19 protein-coding genes are annotated in these 20,594 nt (G+C 72.4%); 12 read left to right on the forward strand and 7 right to left on the reverse strand.

Annotated elements, in window-relative coordinates; genetic code table 11:
* Nucleotides 1–77: 77 nt before the first annotated feature.
* The 6 genes from ACIQJT_RS04210 to gap all read left to right on the forward strand — a co-directional run bounded on the left by ACIQJT_RS04210 (nt 78) and on the right by gap (nt 6,009).
* Nucleotides 78–740 (forward strand): response regulator transcription factor, encoded by a 663-nt coding sequence (locus tag ACIQJT_RS04210; protein WP_365462423.1) that lies wholly within the window; start codon nt 78–80, stop codon nt 738–740.
* A 10-nt stretch (nt 741–750) separates the two neighbouring features.
* Nucleotides 751–2,142: an ATP-binding protein gene (locus ACIQJT_RS04215; RefSeq protein ID WP_402639674.1), complete on the forward strand. Its 1,392-nt coding sequence runs from the start codon at nt 751–753 to the stop codon at nt 2,140–2,142.
* A complete protein-coding gene (locus ACIQJT_RS04220) occupies nt 2,139–3,119 on the forward strand; it encodes a TAXI family TRAP transporter solute-binding subunit (protein ID WP_402639676.1) in 981 nt (326 codons plus the stop codon). Before ACIQJT_RS04215 ends, ACIQJT_RS04220 begins: the two co-directional genes overlap by 4 nt.
* Before the next feature lie 368 nt (nt 3,120–3,487).
* On the forward strand, nt 3,488–3,916 hold the full coding sequence (locus ACIQJT_RS04225) for an OsmC family protein (protein WP_402639678.1): 429 nt from the start codon (nt 3,488–3,490) through the stop codon (nt 3,914–3,916).
* Between the two features lie 20 nt (nt 3,917–3,936).
* On the forward strand, nt 3,937–4,893 hold the full coding sequence (locus ACIQJT_RS04230) for a GlxA family transcriptional regulator (protein ID WP_402639680.1): 957 nt from the start codon (nt 3,937–3,939) through the stop codon (nt 4,891–4,893).
* A gap of 117 nt (nt 4,894–5,010) precedes the next feature.
* Complete coding sequence (gap, locus tag ACIQJT_RS04235) at nt 5,011–6,009, forward strand: type I glyceraldehyde-3-phosphate dehydrogenase (RefSeq protein ID WP_365462433.1); 999 nt, start codon at nt 5,011–5,013, stop codon at nt 6,007–6,009.
* A gap of 124 nt (nt 6,010–6,133) precedes the next feature.
* Here the strand turns inward: gap and ACIQJT_RS04240 are convergent, their stop codons facing one another.
* Entirely contained in the window at nt 6,134–7,321 is a 1,188-nt protein-coding gene (locus tag ACIQJT_RS04240) for an acyl-CoA dehydrogenase family protein (RefSeq protein WP_402639683.1), read from the reverse strand.
* A 411-nt stretch (nt 7,322–7,732) separates the two neighbouring features.
* Between ACIQJT_RS04240 and ACIQJT_RS04245 the strand changes: the two genes are divergently transcribed.
* Entirely contained in the window at nt 7,733–9,247 is a 1,515-nt protein-coding gene (locus ACIQJT_RS04245; RefSeq protein ID WP_402639685.1) for an FG-GAP repeat protein, read from the forward strand.
* A 25-nt stretch (nt 9,248–9,272) separates the two neighbouring features.
* Here ACIQJT_RS04245 and ACIQJT_RS04250 read toward each other — a convergent pair whose 3' ends face one another.
* Nucleotides 9,273–11,039 carry a protein kinase gene (locus ACIQJT_RS04250; protein WP_402639687.1) on the reverse strand — a complete coding sequence of 589 codons (1,767 nt, stop codon included), beginning with the start codon at nt 11,037–11,039 and terminating at the stop codon, nt 9,273–9,275.
* A 255-nt stretch (nt 11,040–11,294) separates the two neighbouring features.
* Here ACIQJT_RS04250 and ACIQJT_RS04255 point away from each other — a divergent pair, with 255 nt between their 5' ends.
* From ACIQJT_RS04255 to ACIQJT_RS04265, 3 genes are all read left to right on the forward strand, one after another.
* Nucleotides 11,295–12,305, forward strand: a complete 1,011-nt coding sequence (locus ACIQJT_RS04255) for a zinc-binding dehydrogenase (RefSeq protein ID WP_402639689.1) — start codon at nt 11,295–11,297, stop codon at nt 12,303–12,305.
* A 434-nt stretch (nt 12,306–12,739) separates the two neighbouring features.
* The gene (locus ACIQJT_RS04260; protein ID WP_365462620.1) at nt 12,740–13,441 is read left to right on the forward strand and encodes a GAF and ANTAR domain-containing protein; all 702 of its coding nucleotides are present in this window, start codon (nt 12,740–12,742) and stop codon (nt 13,439–13,441) included.
* Between the two features lie 113 nt (nt 13,442–13,554).
* Nucleotides 13,555–14,052 carry an ATP-binding protein gene (locus ACIQJT_RS04265; RefSeq protein ID WP_402639691.1) on the forward strand — a complete coding sequence of 166 codons (498 nt, stop codon included), beginning with the start codon at nt 13,555–13,557 and terminating at the stop codon, nt 14,050–14,052.
* A gap of 67 nt (nt 14,053–14,119) precedes the next feature.
* Here the strand turns inward: ACIQJT_RS04265 and ACIQJT_RS04270 are convergent, their stop codons facing one another.
* Both ACIQJT_RS04270 and ACIQJT_RS04275 read right to left on the reverse strand, forming a co-directional pair.
* On the reverse strand, nt 14,120–14,890 hold the full coding sequence (locus ACIQJT_RS04270) for a class I SAM-dependent methyltransferase (RefSeq protein ID WP_402639693.1): 771 nt from the start codon (nt 14,888–14,890) through the stop codon (nt 14,120–14,122).
* A gap of 220 nt (nt 14,891–15,110) precedes the next feature.
* A complete protein-coding gene (locus ACIQJT_RS04275; protein ID WP_402639695.1) occupies nt 15,111–16,508 on the reverse strand; it encodes an erythromycin esterase family protein in 1,398 nt (465 codons plus the stop codon).
* 120 nt (nt 16,509–16,628) lie between these two features.
* Between ACIQJT_RS04275 and ACIQJT_RS04280 the strand changes: the two genes are divergently transcribed.
* Nucleotides 16,629–17,063 carry a VOC family protein gene (locus tag ACIQJT_RS04280; RefSeq protein ID WP_402639697.1) on the forward strand — a complete coding sequence of 145 codons (435 nt, stop codon included), beginning with the start codon at nt 16,629–16,631 and terminating at the stop codon, nt 17,061–17,063.
* A 74-nt stretch (nt 17,064–17,137) separates the two neighbouring features.
* Here the strand turns inward: ACIQJT_RS04280 and ACIQJT_RS04285 are convergent, their stop codons facing one another.
* Nucleotides 17,138–17,659, reverse strand: a complete 522-nt coding sequence (locus ACIQJT_RS04285) for a GIY-YIG nuclease family protein (RefSeq protein ID WP_402639699.1) — start codon at nt 17,657–17,659, stop codon at nt 17,138–17,140.
* A 271-nt stretch (nt 17,660–17,930) separates the two neighbouring features.
* Nucleotides 17,931–18,440, reverse strand: coding sequence for a GtrA family protein (locus tag ACIQJT_RS04290; protein WP_365462455.1), 510 nt, complete (start codon nt 18,438–18,440; stop codon nt 17,931–17,933).
* A 474-nt stretch (nt 18,441–18,914) separates the two neighbouring features.
* Here ACIQJT_RS04290 and ACIQJT_RS04295 point away from each other — a divergent pair, with 474 nt between their 5' ends.
* Nucleotides 18,915–19,682, forward strand: a complete 768-nt coding sequence (locus ACIQJT_RS04295; RefSeq protein WP_402639702.1) for a polysaccharide deacetylase family protein — start codon at nt 18,915–18,917, stop codon at nt 19,680–19,682.
* Between the two features lie 151 nt (nt 19,683–19,833).
* On the opposite strand, the gene ACIQJT_RS04300 is transcribed toward ACIQJT_RS04295, so the two are convergent.
* A complete protein-coding gene (locus tag ACIQJT_RS04300) occupies nt 19,834–20,418 on the reverse strand; it encodes a hypothetical protein (RefSeq protein WP_402639704.1) in 585 nt (194 codons plus the stop codon).
* Between the last annotated feature and the right edge of the window lie 176 nt (nt 20,419–20,594).

Consider the following 20,594-nt stretch of genomic DNA (forward strand, 5'->3'; position numbering starts at 1 on the left):
GGTCTACATTCGGACCGTGACCCATGGCTTTCGGACACGGGTGGCGTCGCGGTGGAGGCCGAAAGGAGGCGGGCGGCGTGGACATACTTCTGGCCGAGGACGACGACGGAGTGGCCGCCGCGCTGGTGGAGGTCCTCTACGACCACGGGCACGTCACCCGGCGGGTGCGGTACGGCCGGGACGTGCTGACCTACCACCGCAGCTCCGACCTGCTCCTCCTCGACCTGGGCCTGCCCGACACCGACGGCCTGGACGTGCTGCGCAAGCTGCGGACGGTGAGCGACATGTCCGTGGTCGTGCTCACCGCCCGCGGCGACGAACGCTCCGTGGTGCGCGGGCTGCGGCTCGGCGCCGACGACTACCTCGTCAAGCCGGTCCGCCTCAAGGAACTCCTCGCCCGCATCGAGGCCGTCACCCGGCGCACCGCGTCCCGGCGCGACACCTCGTCCCTGCCGGCGGTCCGGGTCGGCGACGTGGAGGTCGACCTCGACGCGCGCCGGGTCCGGGTGGCCGGGGCACCGGTGGAGCTGACCACCAAGGAGTTCGACGTCCTCGCCGTGCTCGCCGCCCGGGCGGGCACCGCCGTCAGCCGGGAGCAGTTGCTGGACGAGGTGTGGGGCGACGCCTACCACGCGGTCTCCCGCTCGCTCGACGTCCACCTCACCCAGCTCAGGACCAAGCTGGGCCGCCCCGAACTGCTCACCACGATCCGCGGCTTCGGCTACCGCCTCGGCGACTGAGGAACCGCAGGTGCGCACCAGGGTCCAGGCCGTGCTGCTGATGTTCGGCGTCCTCGCGGTGGCCGCGTTCGCCGTCCCGCTGCTGCTGTTCACCGCCTCCGACCGCACCCAGCAGCTCGTCCTCGCCCGCAGCTCCGACCTCGACCGCTTCGCCTCCCTCATGGACCAGGCCGCCCGCACCGGAGACACCTCCGCGCTCACCGCGGAGGCCCGCCGCTACACCCAGCTCTACGGCGAACCCCTCGTCGTCACCGACACGCGCCGCCGCGCGGTCGTCGAGACCGGCGGCATGCACGCCTCCGACCCCGAGGTGGCGCGGCTCGTCGACGGTGCCCTGCGCAACCAGACCGCGCACCCCACCGGCTCGCTGCACCCCTGGTCACGCGCCCCCCGCATGTTCGCCGAACCCGCGGGCACCGGCACCCAGGTCTCCGGAGCCGTCGTGCTGCGCGCCTCGGTCGGCACGGCGGCCGACGACATCACCTGGCGGTGGAGCGCCGTCCTGGCCGGCACCGCCCTGGTCGCGCTCGCCTGCACGGTCCTGGCCCGTGCCGCCACCCGCTGGGTGGTCAGCCCCCTGCGCCGCCTAGACCGCGCCGTCGGGCGGCTCGCCGCGGGCCTGCCACCCGACCACACCCGGGCCGGCGGACCGCCCGAACTGCGTCAGCTCGCGACCGGCTTCAACCGGATGGCGAGCGCGGTCACCGCCGCTCTGGAACAGCAGCGACGGCTGGTCGCCGACACCTCCCACCAGATGCGCAACCCCATGGCCGCGCTCCGCCTGCGGGTGGACGCCCTCTCCGCCCACCTGCCCGACTCGGCTGACCGCACCTACCAGGGCGTCACCACGGAACTCGAACGCCTCGAAACCCTCCTCGACGACATGCTCACGCTCGCCACCGCCGAGCACCGCGCCGGAGAACTCAACGTCACCGACCCGCTCGACGCCTACTGCGACGCGGCCGAGGTCGCCCTGACCCAGCACCGGGTGTGGGAACCGGTCGCCCACCGGGCCGGTGTCGACCTGACCGTCACGGCGGACACCCCTGCCGCGGCGGCCTGCACCGACCACGAACTGGCCCAGATCACGGACGTCCTCCTCGACAACGCCATCAAGTACGCGGGCCACGGCGCCCACGTCGAGCTCCGCTGCACCACCGAGGGCCCGGACACGGTCCTCACCGTCACCGACGACGGCCCCGGCCTCACCCCGGACGAACTCGGGCAGGCCACCACCCGGTTCTGGCGCTCGACCCGCCAGAACGGCACCTCCGGCACCGGACTGGGCCTCGCCATCGCCGAACAGCTCCTGGCCGGCAGGGGCGGCCGCCTCGAACTTGCCCCGGCACACCCGCACGGCCTGAGGGTCCGCGCCGTCCTGCCGAGCGGAGGGTCCCGGTGAACCGCCGCACCGCACTGCGCGGCGCCTTCGGCCTCACCGCCGCCGCGGCCCTCGGCGGCGCCCTGACCGCCGACACCTCCACCCGGCGCCCCGGCCCCCGCGGCATCCTGCGGCTGGCCACCGGTGAACCCACCGCGTTCTACGCCGCCTTCGGCCGCCTCCTCGCCGCCGAGCTGGAGGCGGCGCACCCGGGCCTGAGCTGCCGCATCCGCACCACCGCGGGCAGCATCACCAACATCGAGCTCATCCGCGACGGCAAGGCCGACCTCGCGCTGGTCCTCACCGACACCGCCCGCGCCGCCCAGGACACCACGCTGTTCCCCCGCCCGGTGCCCCTGCGCGCGATCGGACGGGTCTACGAGACCTACCTCCAGTTCGCCGTCCGCGCCGACGCGCCCGTCCGCTCGGTGGCCGACCTCGCCGGACACCCCGTCTCGCTCGGCGCCCCCGGCTCGGGCGCCGCCCTGCTCGGCGAACGCCTCCTGCACGCCGCCGGCCTCACCCCCGGGACCGACCTCCCGGTGCGCCACCTGCGGCTGGCCGACGCGGCCCGCGAGCTGCGCACCGGCTCCGTCGTCGGACTGCTCGTCGCGGGCGGCGTACCCCTGCCCACCCTCACGAACCTCGACACGAACCCCGGGCTGCGCTTCCTGTCCCTGGCCGGCCTGCTGCCCGGCGTCGCGGGCCCCGCAGGGCTGGCCGCCTCCGGTCTCGAAGAGGTGGAACTCCCGCAGGACGCCTACCGGGCCGCCGCCGGCGTCGCCACCATCGGCGTGTCCAACCTCCTCGTCTGCCGCCCCGACCTCGCCGCCGAGACCGCCGACGCCCTCACCCGGCTCCTCGTCCTGCGCGCCCCCGCCTTCGTCCCCGAGGGCGCCGTCGGAGCGCAGTTCCTCGACGTCCGCAGCCTGATCGGCACGGGCAGCGTGCCGCTGCACCCCGGGGCGGTCGAGGCGTACCGGTCGCTGCACGGGTGAGAGGCGGCACCCCGCATCGCCGGTCCGTCAGGCCGGCGGGCCTGGCCTCGGACGACGGCGGCCTCGCGGACAGCCTTGCCGCATGAGCGGATCAGCCCTCGGTCCGGCACCCCTCGCCGGGACCGATCGGCCACGCCGCGGGACCTCATCGACGGCCGGACGTACGCGGCCGCCGCTGTGACCATCCGCCTCCACGACGTCACGTACCGTCTGTGCCGTCGGCCGCACGAGAAGCTCGCCAGCGGTAGGCGGACGGTGAGGGTCCTCGACTCCACGGGGCGCGGGCGCCCTCACCGGGCGGGCCGGGGCACCGAGGCAGGGGCAGGGCCCGTGGGCGCCGCTCGGCACCCCGCACTAATGTCCTCGTCATGAGCGAAAACTCCGCGCGGTCCGTCACCGTCGAGCGCACCAGCACCGGCCACTTCACCGCCACCAACACCCGGGGCGGCACGATCAGCTTCGGCACCGGCGCCGACACCGAGTTCACCCCCGTCGAACTGCTCCTCGCCGCGCTCGGCGGCTGCACGGCGGTCGACGTCGACCTCTCCACCAGCCGTCACGCCGAGCCCGACACCTTCACCGTCGAGGTGAGCGGCAACAAGGTCAGCGACGAACTCGGCAACCGGATGACCGACCTCGCGGTCACCTTCACCGTGACCTTCCCCGACGGCGAGGGCGCCGACCGGGCCCGCGCCATCCTGCCCCGGGCGGTGAAGACCTCCCACGACCGCCAGTGCACGGTCAGCCGCACCGTCGAGATCGGCACACCGGTCACCGCGACCGTCGAGGGCGCCTGACCGCCTCGTAGCCTGTCCCCGTGTCAGCCTCCCGCCTTCGCCGCGTCGCCGTTCTCGTCCTCGAAGGCGCCAAGCCGCTGGACGTCGGCATCCCCGCGCAGGTGTTCACCACGCGCGCGAGCATGCCGTACGAGGTACGGCTGTGCGGTGCGGCACCCGGGCTGGTGAGCGGCGGCGACGGGCTGTCGTACCACGTCGCCCACGGCCTGGAGGCGCTCGCGTGGGCGGACCTCGTGTTCATCCCCGGCTACCGCTTCCCGGACCGTGAGGACCCGCCGCCGGCCGTCGTCCAGGCCCTGGTCGCCGCCCACGACAGGGGCGCACGGCTGGCCGCCATCTCGACCGGCGCCTTCGCCCTGGCCGCGACCGGTCTGCTCGACGGCCGGCGCGCCACGACCCACTGGCACTACACGCGGGCCCTCGCGGCGAAGCACCCCCTCGTCCGGGTCGACGAGAACGTGCTGTTCGTCGACGAGGGCAGCGTGCTGACCTCGGCCGGCGCCGCCTCCGGCATCGACCTGTGTCTGCACATCCTGCGCGGCGACCTCGGGGTGGCCGCCTCCAACCACGCGGCCCGGCGCCTGGTCGCGGCCCCCTACCGCAGCGGCGGCCAGGCCCAGTACGTGCCGCGCAGCGTGCCCGAGCCGCTCGGCGAGCGTTTCGCCGCCACCCGGGAGTGGGCCCTGCACCGACTCGGCGAACCCCTCACCCTCGACATCCTGGCGCGGCAGGCCGCGGTCTCACCGCGCACGTTCTCCCGCCGCTTCGTCGAGGAGACCGGGTACACGCCAATGCAATGGGTCATGCGCGCCCGCATCGACCTGGCCCGCGAGCTGCTGGAGCGTTCGGAGCGGAGCGTCGAGCAGATCGCCACCGACGTCGGACTCGGGACGGGCGCGAATCTGCGCACGCACTTCCAGCGGATCCTGGGCACGACGCCGAGCGAGTACCGCCGCACCTTCACCCGGGGCGAGTAGCCCCTCCCTCGGCGCGGGGACGGCTTGGCGCGATCCTTTTGAACCGTGGCGATCCCGCCACTGTCAGCGGGCGATGCCGCGCGCGAGCCTGGTGGGCATAGGGAAGGGACACCATTCATGACTCGCATCGCCATCAACGGATTCGGCCGTATCGGACGCAACGTGCTGCGCGCGCTCCTCGAACGCGACAGCGCCCTGGAGATCGTCGCCGTCAACGACCTCACCGAACCCGCCGCCCTCGCGAGGCTGCTCGCCTACGACAGCACGGCCGGCCGCCTCGGCCGTCCGGTGACCGTCGACGGGAACACCCTGGTCGTCGACGGACGCCGCATCACCGTGCTCGCCGAGCGCGAACCCGCGCAGCTTCCCTGGGCCGAGCTCGGCGTCGACATCGTGCTGGAGGCCACCGGCCGGTTCACCTCGGCCAAGGCGGCCCGCGCCCACCTCGACGCGGGCGCGCGGAAGGTCCTGGTCAGCGCGCCCTCGGACGGTGCCGACGTCACCCTCGCGTACGGGGTGAACACCGACGCCTACGACGCGGACCTGCACACGATCGTCTCCAACGCGTCGTGCACGACCAACGCGCTCGCCCCGCTGGCGGCGGTCCTCGACGACCTCGCCGGCATCGAGCACGGCTTCATGACGACGGTGCACGCCTACACCCAGGAGCAGAACCTCCAGGACGGCCCGCACCGCGACCCCCGCCGCGCCCGCGCCGCCGGTGTCAACATCGTGCCCACCACGACCGGCGCCGCCAAGGCGATCGGGCTCGTGCTGCCCAACCTGGACGGCAAGCTGTCCGGCGACTCGATCCGCGTCCCGGTGCCGGTCGGCTCGATCGTCGAGCTCAACACGACCGTCGCCCGCGACGTGACCCGCGAGGACGTACTCGCCGCGTACCGCTCCGCGGCCGAGGGCCCCCTGGCCGGCGTCCTCGAGTACTCGGAGGACCCGCTGGTCTCCTCGGACATCACGGGCAACCCCGCCTCGTCGATCTTCGACTCGGCGCTCACCCGCGTCGAAGGCCGCCACGTCAAGGTAGTCGCCTGGTACGACAACGAGTGGGGTTTCTCGAACCGCGTGATCGACACCCTGGAGCTCCTGGCCAACGGCTGACCGGCCCGCGGACCCGCACGGCCGTGCGCGGCCCCGTCGACCTGAAGCCGAGGCCGACGGGAGCCCGCACGGCCGACCCGTCCGCGGTCTCGCCCGGGTCCTCGTACGGGGCCTCGTCCGGGCCTCAGAGGAAGGGCGTACCGGCGTCCAGCCCGGACAGCACCCTGCCGTACAGCTCCAGATTGGCGGCGGGGTTGACGAAGGAGTGCAGGTTGAGGGCGTTCAGGTCCCGCACGGCCCGCTGGACCGGCACCTCCAGCCGCAGTGACGACGCTCCGGACGCGGAACCGATCAGGTCCACGGCCTCCTTGCACAGCCGCGCCACATAACCGCTCTGGGCCCGGATCCGAGCCCGTTCCTCCGTCGTGTAGGAGTTCCCGTCGGCGACCCGGGCGTCGATCAGCGAGACGTAGTCGGCGGTGAGCAGTTCGGCGCAGGAGATCTTCATCGCGGCCTCCGCGAACTGCAGGTGTGTCACCGGTGCCTCGTGCTGACGCTCGTAGATCGTGTACGTGATGCCCCGCTGGTGGACGCGCTCGCCGAACTCCGCCAGCGCCGCCCGCGCGGGGCCGAGAGCGCCGGCCGCCGTCCAGGCGCAGAACAGCAGGAGGACCGGCATGCCGTAGAAGGGGTCGGCGCTGTTGCGCCGTGACGGGAAGGAACCGCCCAGCAAGGGCCCCAGCTCCAGGACACGGTGGGCCGGGACGTGGACGTCACGGGCCACGACGCTGTTGCTGCCGCTCCCGGCGAGCCCTGAGACGTGCCAGTCGTCGAGCACGTCGAGGTCGGACATCGGAACGGCCGTCCACAGCGGACGCGGAGGGCGGCCGTCCCCCGTGTCGGCCACGGCGGTCAGCAGGTGCCAGTCGGAGTCCTGGCAGCCGGTGGCGAACCGGGAGGTGCCGTCGACCACGTAACCACCCTCCACCGGGCGGGCCTTGGCCTTGGGGACGAGGGTGCCGCTGACCCGTACGTCGGGGTCGGCGAAGATCTCGTCCTGTGCCTCGTCCGGGAAGAGCGCGGCGATGAACGCGCACCCGGCCTGGATGAGTGCCGTGAACCCGGTCGACCCGCACGCGGCCGAGACCTCGCTCAGCACCTCGACCTGGGTGCGCACCGAGGACTGGTGACCGCCGTACCGGCGGGGCACGTTCATGCGGTGGACCCCGGCGTCCGTCAGGGCCGCGACGACCTCTCCGGCCACCCGGCGGCGCTGCTCCGTGCGCACGGCGTGCGCACGGATGAGGGGCTGCAGTTTCCGTACACGTTCGAGGAGTTCGGCGTCCGACTCCGGTGCGGACGAACCAGCCAAGGCGAGACCTCCGGGCCCGATGCGCGGCAGAACCCTCACCGTGACGCCGAACCCGAGAGCTGTCAACGCCCCCTGCGGGAGCCGCTGTTGACGTCGGCGGCGGCATGACGACCTGCCCCACCCCCTGGCCACCGGCATGGTGGAAGGCCGGGCCGCGACAAGGCGGAAACGGTTTCGATCCCGTACAGGACCGGCCCTTGCTGGGCATCGGTGAGCCGGTGCGCTAAATCGTACGGCCCGGAACCGTACCGGGTGTCGTGGGCGGGAAACGGATGTCACCGCCGTGTCACAGCACGCCGGGGCCCCACAACCAGTGCCGGGCCCGTCGTGTCGAACCCTGCGTTGCGACCAGAACCGGTCGGCCGGACCAGCCGACTGACACATCATCAATTTCCCACGGGGGGAACAGACATGAGCATCACCACGCGCACCGCCCGGCGTACCGCGGGCTCCGCCGCCGTAGCGGCGGCCTCCTTCCTGCTGCTGGCGGGGGCGGGCATCCTGGCGGCACCGGCCGCCTTCGCGGGCGTCCCCGGCGGCACCTCCGCCGCCGACCGCAACAGCGACTTCGACGGCGACGGCTACAACGACGTCCTCGTCGGCGTCCCGGAGGGCACCGTCGACGGCAAGGAGGGCGCCGGGTACGTCACCGTCCAGTACGGCGCCCCCAACGGCATCGGCACCAACACCACCGTGCCCAAGGGCGAGGTCCAGGTCGTCAGCCAGTCGACCAAGGGCGTGCCCGGCACCTCCGAGACCGGCGACCACTTCGGACAGGCCGTCGCGACCGGCGACCTGGACGGCGACGGCTACGACGACGCGGTCATCGGCACCCCCGGCGAGGACGAGGGCACCGTCGAGGACGCGGGCCGGGTGACCGTCGTCTACGGCTCCGCGCACGGCCTCGACACCGGGCGCACCGCCACCTTCACCGCCGCCACCCCGGTCGAGGGCGCCCGGTTCGGCCACGCGGTGGCCGCCGCCCGGTTCACCGGCGACATCGTCGGCGACCAGCTCGTCGTCCTGGACCAGAAGGTGGGCCTGCACGTCTTCACCTACCACGCGGGCGTCCTGCGTCAGGTCGGCACCCCGCACTCCACCGGCCACACCCTCCAGGCCGCCTACCTGACCACCGGCGACTACGACAACGACGGCTTCGCCGACCTCGTCGTCTCCGGCTACAGCCCCGACGACGACTACACCAAGGGCTGGTCCGCCTACTACGCGGGCGGAGCGGAGGGCCTGGCCTACCGGCACGACCTGCTCGGCGGCCTGGGCACCGCCTCCGGCGACGTCGACGGCGACGGCGACGACGACCTCGTGGTCGGCCAGCTCAGCGGCGTGGACGAGACGGCCGGTGACGCGGACGCGCCCGGCGGTCTGGTCGGCGTCTACTACGGCGGCGGGGAGGGACCCGCCGGCACGGAGGGCCCCGGTACCGCCCCGCAGTGGTGGTCGCAGAACTCCCCGGGCGTGCCCGGAGCGGGCGAGCAGGGCGACGCGTGGGGCAACGACCTGTCCGTCGCCGACGTCGACGGTGACGGTTTCGCCGACGTGGCGGTCGGTGCGCCCGGCGAGGACGCGGACGGCGAACAGCGGGCGGGCGCGGTGTGGCTGCTGCGCGGCTCGCAGGAGGGCGTGACCGGCACCGGGGCCCAGTACTTCGACCAGAACTCCCCGGGCGTCCCCGGTGCCGCCGAGGCCGGTGACGGGTGGGGCGCCCAGGTGCGGCTGGTGGACACCGACGGCGACGGCCGGGCGGAGCTGGTGGCCGCGGCGCCCGACGAGAACGCCGGTGACGGCGCGGTGTGGCTGCTGCCCGCGAGCGGTGACGGCCTGCTCGCCGACGGCTCCCGTTCCTACGGTGCCGCCGCTCTCGGCGGCAACGGCCACGGCGCCCGCTTCGGCGCTGTGATCGACGAGTGAGTACGGCGCGTCGGTTCCGGAGCGGTCACTCGGCGCCGCGGAGCGCGACCCACGTGTCGTGTGCCACGACGCCGTCCGCGTCCAGGCCCCGGTCGCTCTGGAAGGCGCGGACCGCGTCCTCCGTGCCGGAGCCGAACTCACCGTCCACGCCGGTTCCTCCGACGCCGTAACCGCGCTCCGTCAGCATGCACTGCACCTGCTGCACGCGTTTGCCGCTGTCGCCGAGGCGTGTGCGTCCGTTGCCGTCGTAGTAGGTGCATTCCGCGAGCCAGGGCGCGGTGCCGGTCCCGGCGGACGGGCCGTCGGCGGACGGGGTGGCCGGGGACGGGGTGGTGGACGGATCGTCACCCGTAGGGCGGGTGTCGATGTCCTGGCCGCCGGCGGAGCCCGAGGCACGGGGCTCCGCCGAGGTGGCCCCCGGCTCCGGGTCGGGGTTCTCCGCCACGGCGCCGTCGACGTCCGGGCGGCTCAGTCCGCCCGTGCTCGGGGAGAGCGAACCGGTGGCGGGGTCACGGGGGCCGGTGCCCTCCGCCCTGCCGGCACCGGATTCCGGTGCGGCGGAGGCAGGGGGCTGCTGCTTGACCAGCAGCAACGCCATCGCAGCCACGACGCAGATCGCGACGGCCGCGACGGCGACCAGTAACGCCCTCCTGCGGCTGCGGACCGGGGTCTTCGGCGGGTCCGGCGGAGGCTGCGATGGGCCGCCGGCGCCCTTCGCGGGCGGCTGCGCCTCGGAGGGCGCGGACAGCGGAGCTGGCTGCGGGAGGCGTGCGGACACGACCGGCGGCAGGTCGCCGGGAGACCGTAGACAGCCCATGCGGGCGACCGGCAGACCGTGCAGCAGTTCGTACGCCTGCTGCCGGGCGAGCACCTCGCCGCCCAGGGGCTCCGGCCAGGCGGAGGCCCGGGGACGGACCTGGGCGGCGTCGACCAGCTCCCGCGGCCCGGGCCGTCGAGCGGGGTCCTTGTCGAGGCAGGCGGTCAGCAGGGCACCGAGCTCCTCGTCCGCCGCCGAGAGCTCACCGACGACCTCGGGGTCGGGGTCCTCGTACGCCACGCGGTGCATCACGTCGACGCCCGTGCCGTCGCCGAACGGGGCACGTCCCGTGGTCGCGTAGACCAGTGTCCCGGCCAGCGAGAAGACGTCCGACGCGGTGTCGGAGCGGCCCTCTCGCAGATGCTCGGGCGACATGTAGGCCGGGGTTCCCACCCGGTTGCCCGTGCCGGTGATCGCGCTGGCGTCGGCGGCCTTCGCGATCCCGAAGTCGATCGCGTGGGCACCGCGGACCGACAGCAGTACGTTGGACGGCTTCAGGTCGCGGTGCACGATCTCCTCGTCGGCGAGACCCGCGAGTGCCTGCCCCAGCTCCGCCAGCAGCCGCCACACCGCGGCCGTCTCCAGGGCGCCGTACTCCTTCACGGCTTCCGCCAGGTCGAAGCCCGGGAGGTACTCCGTGGCCATCCACAGCAGTTCGTCCTCGAAGCCCGTGCCGCACAGGCGCGGTGCGTGCGGTGTCCTGAGGCGGGCGTGCACGGCTGCCTCGCGCTCGAACCGGCGCCGGAACCTGGGGTCCTCCGCGTACTCCGGCCTGATCACCTTCACCGCGACCAGCCCGGGGCTGTCGTCCGCGGGACGCGCCAGATAGACCCGTCCCATGCCGCCGCTGCCGAGCAGCGCCACGGGTGCGTAAGGGCCGACGCGCCTCGGGTCGCCGAGCCGCAGGGGTGAGGCACCGGTCTGCCGCAGCGCGGCAGCCGCGTCGTCCGTCGACGCCGACCGCTGTACCGACAAGAAGGCCCCCGAAGTCACGTTCGATGCACGCCAGTTCACCCCCAGTGAGAGACGAGCGTAACCCAGCTCGCGCACGTGTTCAGGAAATCGCTCACCTCCGTCCCGCGGGCCGCCGACCAGGCGGGCGCCGGCCCCCTCGGAGCGGGCGCCCGCTGTTCACCGCCCGACACGCGGCGGGTCGGGAATGAACCCACGGCGCGCCCACGTTGTCCACCGCCGTCCGACTCTCCTGCCCCCGGGTCAGAAAGCAGGCTCATGACGTCCTCGCCCCGCACGATGCGCGCCGTCCGGCTCACCGCTCCCGGTCCCGTGGCCAACCTGCGGCCGGTCACGCTCCCGCTGCCGCCGGAGAGGGACGGCTGGGTGCGCATCCGCGTCGAGGCGTTCGGGCTCAACCGCTCGGAGCTGAAACTCCGGCTGGGGCTGAGCGAGGGCGTCACCTTTCCCCGGGTACCGGGCATCGAGGCCGCCGGCACCGTCGACGCGGCCCCGGCCGACAGCGGTCTCGTGCCCGGGCAGAAGGTCGTGGCCATGATGGGGGACATGGGGCGCACCTACGACGGCGGCTACGCCGAGTACACGTCGGTGCCGCTGAGCCAGGTCATCCCGGTCGACACGGACCTGCCCTGGGAGGTGCTGGGCGCCCTGCCGGAGATGGTGCAGACCGCCTACGGTTCACTCACCGTCGGCCTGGACCTCAGGCCCGGCCAGTCCGTGCTGATCCGCGGCGGCACCTCCTCGGTCGGCCTGGCGGCCGCCGCGCTGGCCACCTGGCGAGGCGCCACGGTGCTGTCCACCACCCGGCGCCCCGACCGCCTCGCCCTGCTGGCGCGGCACGGTGTCGACCATCCGCTGCTCGACACCGGCGAGATCGCGCCCGCCGTGCGGGCGCTCTACCCGCACGGCGTCGACGCCGCCCTCGACCTCGTCGGCACCCCGACCCTGCGCGACACCCTGCGCGCGGTACGCGTCCACGGCACGGGCTGCTTCGGCGGCAGCCTCTCCAACCAGTGGACGGTGCGGGACTTCTCCCCGAACGAGTACCTGCCGAGGGGCGTACGTCTCGCGGGTTACTTCGGTGACGCGGCCGACCTGCCCCGGGCGGCCTTCCAGGAGATCCTGGACGCGGTCGCCGCCGGCCGGCTGGCCTTCCCCGTCGACCGCGTCTACGACGGCCTCGACCAGGTTCCGCAGGCCCACGACGACATGGAGCACGACCGCGCCACCGGCAAGCTGGTCGTCCGCGTACGGCACGAGGACCGGTGAACCGGCGTCCGCCGGGGACCGGCGTGGAGGTCCGACCCCGGTCGGCCACGGCGGCACAGGAGTAGCACGGGTGGAGCGGGGGACTTGAACGTCAGGCCGGGCGTGGCGGCGTACCCATGGGGGCCGCACCGGCCAGGCTTCTCCGGTTCAGCCAACGAGCCGGGGAGGCCGCGTCCGGACGGGGTCACCGTCTCGCGGGCGGATGCGGAGACCACCTTCTTGCCACGGATGCCCATGCGAGCCGACCGGGGTGCGGTCTGATCGCGCGCCTTCTGCCGAACCGCCGCAGAGCACTCCAGTCCCCCATGGACCGCACGGCACCGCGGGCGTCGGCTGCGCACGGACCGTGGAGCGCGAGCCCCTGTCGTCCTGCAACGGCGACGGGGAGCGCGGCGGCTGTAGGGTGGCCGCACCGGTGGAGGTGGGTGGTGGCGGTGGAGTGGCGGGAGTTCGCCGAGGCGATGGCCCAGCTCGCGAGGAACTTGCTGGCACAGGATTCTGTGCAGGGCACGCTGGACGAGATCGCGGCGTCGGCGGTGCGCCTGGTGGAGGGCTGCGACGCGGCCGGAATCCTGGCCGTCCGCAAGGGCCGGGCGGTCACCCTGTCCGCATGCGGCGACGTGGTGGAGGCATCCGACCGGCTGCAGGGAGAGCTGGCTGAGGGCCCGTGCTTCGATCTCGCCGCCCGCGCCGACGGCGGGAAGGGGGATCGCGTCTTCCGGATCGCGGACCTCACCGAGCCGCAACCGGCCTGGCCGCGGTTCGCCAGGGCGGCCCGTGACCTCGGTATCGGCAGCATGACCGGGGTCCTCCTCTACACCCACGACGACGACTTCGGCGCCCTGAACCTGTACTCCCGCCGCCCCGGCGCCTTCGGCAAGGACATCGAGACCGCCGGCTGGATGCTGGCCTCGCACGCCGCCGTCGCCCTGGCCGACGCCCGCACGATCGACCAGCTCGAGGACGCCATGAAGACCCGGCACGCCATCGGTGAGGCCATGGGCATCCTGATGGAACGGCACAAGCTGAGCGAGGACGACGCCTTCAGCGTGCTGCGCCGCATCTCGCAGCAGCACAACATCAAGCTGCGCGACGTCGCCCAGCGGGTTCGCGCCGACCGCCCCGGCCAGGGCTGAGCACTCACCGTCCGGCGGAGCGGGCGTGCACGGCCTGCGTAGGTCCCCTGTGCCCGGGTAGCCGCAAGAGCGGCAACCGGTCACGAGTGGTGAACGCGACGAAAGAGCTCCACATGATCACCCCGCTGATGAAGCATGCGGCAGATGGGACGGGCAGGGACGATCATGCCAGGCTGCGCTATGCCGCGGCCTGGGGACCCGGCACGCCTCACGCCGTGGAGGCGCGGCGGGACGTGCGCGCCGTCCTCGCCCACGCCCCGCTGGGCGACCGCCCCGCCGTCCCCGCGTCCCGCGTCACGGATGCCGAGCTCGTCGTCAGCGAGCTCGTCACCAACGCGCTGCGGCACGCTCCCGGCCCCTGCGCCCTGACGCTGCGGCTGACCGGTACGGAGCTGTCGATCAGCCTGTACGACACCTCGCCGGACGCTCCGGTGGTCAGGCCGCCCGACCGCGGTCGCGTCGGCGGTCACGGCCTGTACCTGGTGCACTCGATCAGTGACCGGGTTGACGTGACTCCCCGGGGCGGAGGCAAGGAGATCACCGCTCACCTGCGACTGGTGGCGAGTGAGGACTCCGACGCCGGCGAGTTCGCCGAGCGGGCACGGGCCTGAGGGCAGAAACGGATGGAAGGGCGCGGAGGGGCAGGTCACGGCGGTGGTGGTCAGCCCCCGCAGGCGATCAACCCCGGTGCGCGGTGACCAGCCAGGCGCGGGAGTCGAACCACACGCCGTCGCCGGTGTCGTGCGCGTCGAGCGTCGACCGCAACCGGTCGAGGGCGCGTCCGGCGGACGCGGAATCCAGACCGGCGGTCCATTCCTCCACCATGCGCAGCCCACGGACGGCGGCGAGCGCACGCTCCGCGTTCGGGCCGTAGCAGACGGGCTCGTGCACGTCGACGACATCCACCGCGGTGAATCCGGCCCGGGTCAGGATCCCGGCCATGACGTGCGGGTCGGCCAGAGCGAAGGGGTCGTCGGTCCCTGAGGCGGACGCCGACGGCCCGTGCCCCTGCGAGAGCGCCGCCCGAATCGCCGTGTGCCACTCCTGCCGGTCGGCGGCCTGCCAGACCAGTTGCACGAACCGCGCGCCCGGACGCAGCGCCCGCCCGATGTTGGCGAAGGCGGCGCCCGGGTCGGTGAAGAACATGGTGCCGTACCGGCTGACGGCCAGGGTGAAGTGCTCCGGCGGGAACGCATGGGTCTGAGCGTCGCCCTGCACGAAGTCGACGTTGCGGAGCCCCTCCGCCTCGGTCTGTCGGCGGGCCCGCGCCAGCATCGGGCACGAGACGTCGATGCCGACGGCGGTGCCCGGCGCCGCCGCACGGGCCGCGTCCCGGGTGGTCAGGCCCGTGCCGCAGCCGATGTCGAGGACACGGTCACCGGGGCGGACGTCGAGGGCCTCCAGCAGGCGTACGTGATGACGAGCGAGCTCGGTGTCGTAGTCGAACACAGGGACCACCTCCTCGCGGGGGCGAGCCGCGCCCCGGTGCCCACTCTGCCAGTCACCACGCGTCCACTCACCACGGACCGCCCGTCCTGTCGGGATCGCCGTCGAGGTGTCGACCGCGCCTCCGCGGACCGCTTCCTGCTCCACCGACCCCGTACGGCTCGGCTGTCGCACCGGGTCGCCGGGGCCCGGGCGGTGCGCCCGGGAGGCCGGGACCCGCCGCTCAGGGGGTGCCCAGATACGTGGTCGCCTCGACGTCGTGCAGGTGGATGAGGATGTCGTGCGCCCTGCCGAAGGCGGTCGTGTACTTCACGGGGTCGGGCCATCCGGCGCCGATGTTCCAGGTGGCGCGCGCCTCGTGCAGCCAGGTGCGCGCGGGTTCGGGGGCCGTGCGCAGGTCGAGAACGTAGTCGTCCTGGCGGGCCCTGTCGAGGGTGTGTTCGTTGGAGCCCGGCTGCGCGGCGCCCACCCGGTAGGTGCGCATCACGTTGTCCGCGGTGCCGAACGCCTTGAAGGAGCCCTGGTAGAAGCTGAAGCCGATGCTGACGTAGTCCTTGCCCAACGCGTCGCGCAGGAACGCGCCTTGGGTCTTCGGGTACCGGGCGTCGAACGAGTCGTAGGACACATGGGTGTTGTGGGCCGACAGCAGGACCCGGTCGCCGGTGTGCCGGTGCCACCAGGCCACGTTCTCGGCCATGACCTGGTCGCGCAGCCTCATCATCTGCGCCACCTGGCTCTCGTCGCCGAAGTCGAAGGACATGCCCCTGGCCATCTGGTGGATGGCCCTGGCGTGCTGGACCATCCACATGTGTTCCCGCGGGTCGGCGCCGGGGGCGGGGCGCTGCCTGCGCAGGAGTTCGTACACCTCGCCGGTCCGCGCCGACCGTTCCCGGCGTTCGGCGAGCGGCAGTTCGAAGTACTCCGCGCTGTAGGTGCCGGCGTCGGTGGCCGGCGCCAGCCCGCGGTACAGCTCGGTGACGCGGTCCAGCAGCCGCGGGTACCTGCGGGCCACGTAGTCGGTCACTCGCCCGTACAGCTCGGGACCCGCGTAGCCCATGTCGTTCCCCATGAACTGCACGGGGTCGCCCGGGTGGTGGAGGTTGTAGTCGCGCATCCACTCGATGAGGTCGAGGTAGTCCTGGTTGTTCCAGATCCGGTACGAACCCTGGAACTCCTCGCGCGCGATGTCCTCGAGGTCGCCCTTCCCGTGCACCACGTAGTCGTTGAGCCGCACTCCGCTGCTCCAGGGCAGTTCCAAGGAGAAGGACCGGAAGCCCTTCTCCTCGACCAGGTACCGGAAGACCCGGTGCTTCATGCGGAAGAAGTCCCGCGAGCCATGGGTGGCCTCGCCCAGGCCCACCACCTCGGCGCCGCCGATCATCCGGCCCAGCGCCCGCAGGTCCCGCAGTCCGCCTTGCGGATCAGTGGTCCTGAGGGGGTGAGCGCTGCGCTCGACGGCGGCGACCACACGCCCGTCGAGCCGCGCGGAGGCCGAGGCCTTCGACGCGGCGACGGAGGCGGGTGACCCGTGTGCCGAGTCGGCGATGGCCGGAGTGCCGATCGCCACCGCGCTGACGGAGAGGAGGACCGAGGAGATGACTACTGCCTTGTTTCGCTTCATGGTTGTAGGTTTCCGCGCGCCCGGGGTGCTGCACGAACCCCTACGCTGCCCACCTGCGGGTACCGCAGGCACTACCTACGCAAGTGGGGTGGTGACGCCGGCCTTTGCTAGGGTGCGCCGATGTCGACGATCAGGCAGATCCAGGTCACCTTCGACTGCGCGGAGCCCGAGCGTGTCGCTCGCTTCTGGTGCGAGGTGCTGGGGTACGTCGTACCGGACCCGCCCGAGGGATTCGCGAGCTGGGAGGAGTACGACCGCACCCTGCCTTCCGAGGACCGGGGTTCGTGGTTCGCGTGTGCCGATCCCTCAGGTGTGGGTCCGCGACTGTTCTTCCAGCGTGTTCCCGAGGGCAAGGTCGTCAAGAACCGTGTGCATCTCGATGTGCGGGTCGGTACCGAGCTCGTGGGTGCGGAGCGTCTGGCCGCGCTGGAGGCCGAGTGCGCACGGCTGGTCGCGCTCGGCGCGGTGCGCGAACGCCTGCTGCCCGCCGATGAGGACAACGAGTCGTGCATCGTGATGCGGGATGTCGAGGGCAACGAGTTCTGTCTCGACTGAGCATCTCCTGGGGGGAGTTGGGTCAGTGGGGCGCTCAGGCGCCGCCGCTGACGTGGACCGGGTGCCCACCGTGATCATGGCCTTTTGGGCTGTCGTCCGGGTGGTTGCTGTGTCCCTTGGGCCCGCTCGGCCTCCTGGGCGTCTCTGGCGAGTTTGTCGACCTTCGTCTGTGCTGCCGTGATGCCGCGGAGGATGAGGCGCAGGTGGGTGGTGGACTGCGGGACGGCCGCCTGGAGTTCTTCCAAACGGCGTTGTTGCGCGGCGAGTTCGGCTCTCAGCCGGGCGGCCCGGTCGGGGGGTGGGGGAGGTGCCTCGCCGTTGAAGACGATGTTGTGCAGGGGTCGTTCGGAGTGGACGGCTTCACGTTCGGCCGCGTGGGCGTCAGGGGGGTAGTCGATCCGTACGCCGATGACACGGGGGCCCCACGGCTGTTGTTGCAGGTGGGTGCGGATACGGGTGAGCGGGCACGTGGAGATGCCGACGTACAGCAGGCCCTCGAGTCCGTAGAGCCGGTACAGGGCGGTGCGGCCGGCGGTGTGCAGGCTGCCTTCCTCGTCGAACAGGCTGCGCAGGAACTGAGTGTCTATGTCGGTCATGACGCGGCCTTCCTCGGCTCGGGGCGCGCGGTGCCCGCCGCGGCCGCCTCTCAACGGCCTGCGCCGGCATGCCTGCGGCCCGGGTGGCGACCGCGCGCCGAATGTCCGTCCTCTCACGGTCCCACGAGGGTGTGACAGTGCCCGCGCGCGGCCTCGCCGGGCGTTGGCAGAACAGGCGCACTCGCGGGTCCGGCCGCTCGGGCATCATCGTCGTCCTGGCCGAACGGATCGGCTGGCTCGTGGCGATCCCGGTGAGTGTCGGCGCCCTGGCTCAAGCCGCTGCTGTCAGGGCCATGGCTCCCGCTTCCTGCTGGACCAGGGGACGTAGCGCCGTCTCCCGGCCGCGACGAACGGCGAAGACATAGAGGCGCAGGACGATGAAGCGGCCCAATCCCGCGAGGCCGGAAGCGCCGAGGTAGACGAGTTGCTCGCTGAGCAGGGAGGGCGAGGGCTGGATCAGGTGAAGGACGCAGACGGCCGCCGTGGTGGCCAGGTACGCGAGGGTCGCCGAGCCGGCGGACTGCCAGTGCTCCCGCCAGCCGGCGCGGCGCCCCGCCCCGAAGGTGAAGCGGGCGTGGAGCTCGGTGCACAGCAGGGTGGACGCGGCTGTGACGAGCGCGTTCGCGACCGCCCAGGGCAGGGTCAGGGCCAGTAGCGGAACCGCCAGGCCGGAGAGGAGCCCGACGCCGCCACCGAGGATGACGAATCGTATGAAGGAGGCGACGGCGTTGGGGGCGGCCGGGGTCGCCGTCTCGGGCTTCTGAATGAGCGGCGACGTCATGGGTGTTCCTCTCCTCGACGGCTCCGGAGGGTCCGAAGTAGGGGTCCTTGGCGGGCGGGGCGGATGTCGAACTGGTGCATCAGGTGCTTCTGCGTTCGTCGTCGGTGTTTCCGATGCACGAAAAGCTACGTTGCGTTCAGTGATTCGACAACTTATTTGTTGCGTCAAAAGCTCATACTCACAGGTGAATAGGCCAATTTCATTGCAACGAATGAGAAAGCAACGCAACGCAAGAGCAGGCGCTCATTGCAACAGGCTGAGGGTGAACGCTATGCGGTGGGTGGGTCAGACAGGCAAGCGTCGGGTTCGCCGACCATCGGTGGTCGGCCCCCGTTATCCGCCTTGTCCGCGAACCCCCTCGGAATTGTCCTTGATCCGTAACGGACGCATCCCGCAACCGCTGTTCCTCGTCTTGCCAGGTGGTCACGGGGTGACCGGGGAATCGACGAGTAACTGCGCGGAAGCGGGGCGGACATGGCACGGCACGGCGGACGGGGCTGGAACGGCAAGGTACTCGGGGCGGCGCTCGGGGTGACGATGCTCGCCGCCGGCGCCTCCGTGTGGACCGCGCAGGCCGGCGCCGTAGGCACGTCGCCCAAGGCGAGCAGCTCGGCCACGCAGGGCAGCGCGGTGAAACCGGTCGACGTGACCATCGCGCACGCCTCGGACAAGGGGGCGCGGGGCGTCAACATCACGATCGACGACGGGCCCGACCCCGTATGGACCCCTCAAGTCCTGGACGTGCTGCGGGAGTACGGAGTCAAGGCCACGTTCTGCATGGTGGGTACGCAGGCGCAGGCTCACCCGGACCTGGTGAAGCGGGTGGTCGCCGCGGGGCACCGCCTGTGCGATCACTCGGTGTCCCACGACACCACCATGGACAAGAAGTCCCAGACCTACCAGTCGCAGCAGATCCTCGACGCCGAGCACATGATCACCCAGGCGTCCGGTGGTGTACGGCCGATGTACTACCGAGCCCCCGGCGGCGCCTTCACTCCCTACAGCCGCAAACTCGCCGCGTCCCGAGGCATGCGTCCGCTGGGCTGGAACGTGGACTCCAAGGACTTCGAGAGGCCGGGCACGGACGCCATCGTCGCCACGGTCGAACAGGAGCTGCCTGGTGGCCCGACCGTCCTCTTCCATGACGCGGGTGGCGACCGTTCCCAGACCGTCGCGGCCCTGCGTCAGCTCCTGCCCCGACTCAAGGAGCAGGGTCACTCCTTCGGCTTCCCGGTGCGCTGACCCGATGGCCGTGGACGTTCTGTGCACTCGGGGCCGGAGCCGGAGCCGGAGCTGATCACTGCGCTGAACTCCCGTACGGAACTGCTGCTTTGGCGATGCGGAGATTGATGCCCGTTGTGCGAGCCGCCCCGGAAGCAGCCGACCAGACTGCTCACCCCTCCTTCAAGAAGTCCGGGTCCCAGGGCAGGACCCGGAAGTCACCCGTGCCGTTCTTCACCTTCTCGAACGGCGCCGCACTCACGCACTTCGGCAGGTCCTTGGTCTCGACCGGGTTGCCCACCGAGGCCCAGCTGTAGCCGAGACGGTCGTGTCGGCCCACGTCGTGCACGGTGAAGCCGACCCGGTTGCCCTGTGCTCCCGGCAGGTCGGTGCGGGTGATGACCCCGCTGGCGACCGCGACCTTCCCGCCGGTCAACAGGCAGTCGATCCTCCCCTCGGCCCAGGCGCCCCGGCCGTCGAGGTAGTGGCTGAAGCGGAAGGTCCCCGTGGCCTTCGCCGGGTCCATCCGGTGCTCGGCGGCGAGGTGGGCGTCGAAGGTGAAGGTGATGTCGTCCCCGAGCGGCCGGTAGAGCTTGGCGGACCCCGTCAGGGCTGCGGCCTCCCTCGGTGTGCCGGGGGAGCGGGTCTCGGCCGAGCGGTCCAGGGCCGTGGCGGAGGCGGTGCACGCGACGGTGATCAGTACGGCGGCGCCCGCGGCGACACGGATGCGGGTGGAGGCTGACGCGTTGCGACTCATCGCTGGTCCTTCCTCGTGGTGGGCGCCCGTTGGCCGCGGGCGCCCACTCAGAGTCCCGTGGACTGACGGTGCCTCACATCGCCCCCGTAGTTGACGTGTTGCTCCGCCGCTCGGAGCACGCCGGTGATCGCCGTGAGCCCGCAGAGGTACGCGCGCCTGGGCCCCTGGTCTCACAC

It is taken from the genome of Streptomyces sp. NPDC091972 (assembly GCF_044756385.1).
Lineage (GTDB): Bacteria > Actinomycetota > Actinomycetes > Streptomycetales > Streptomycetaceae > Streptomyces.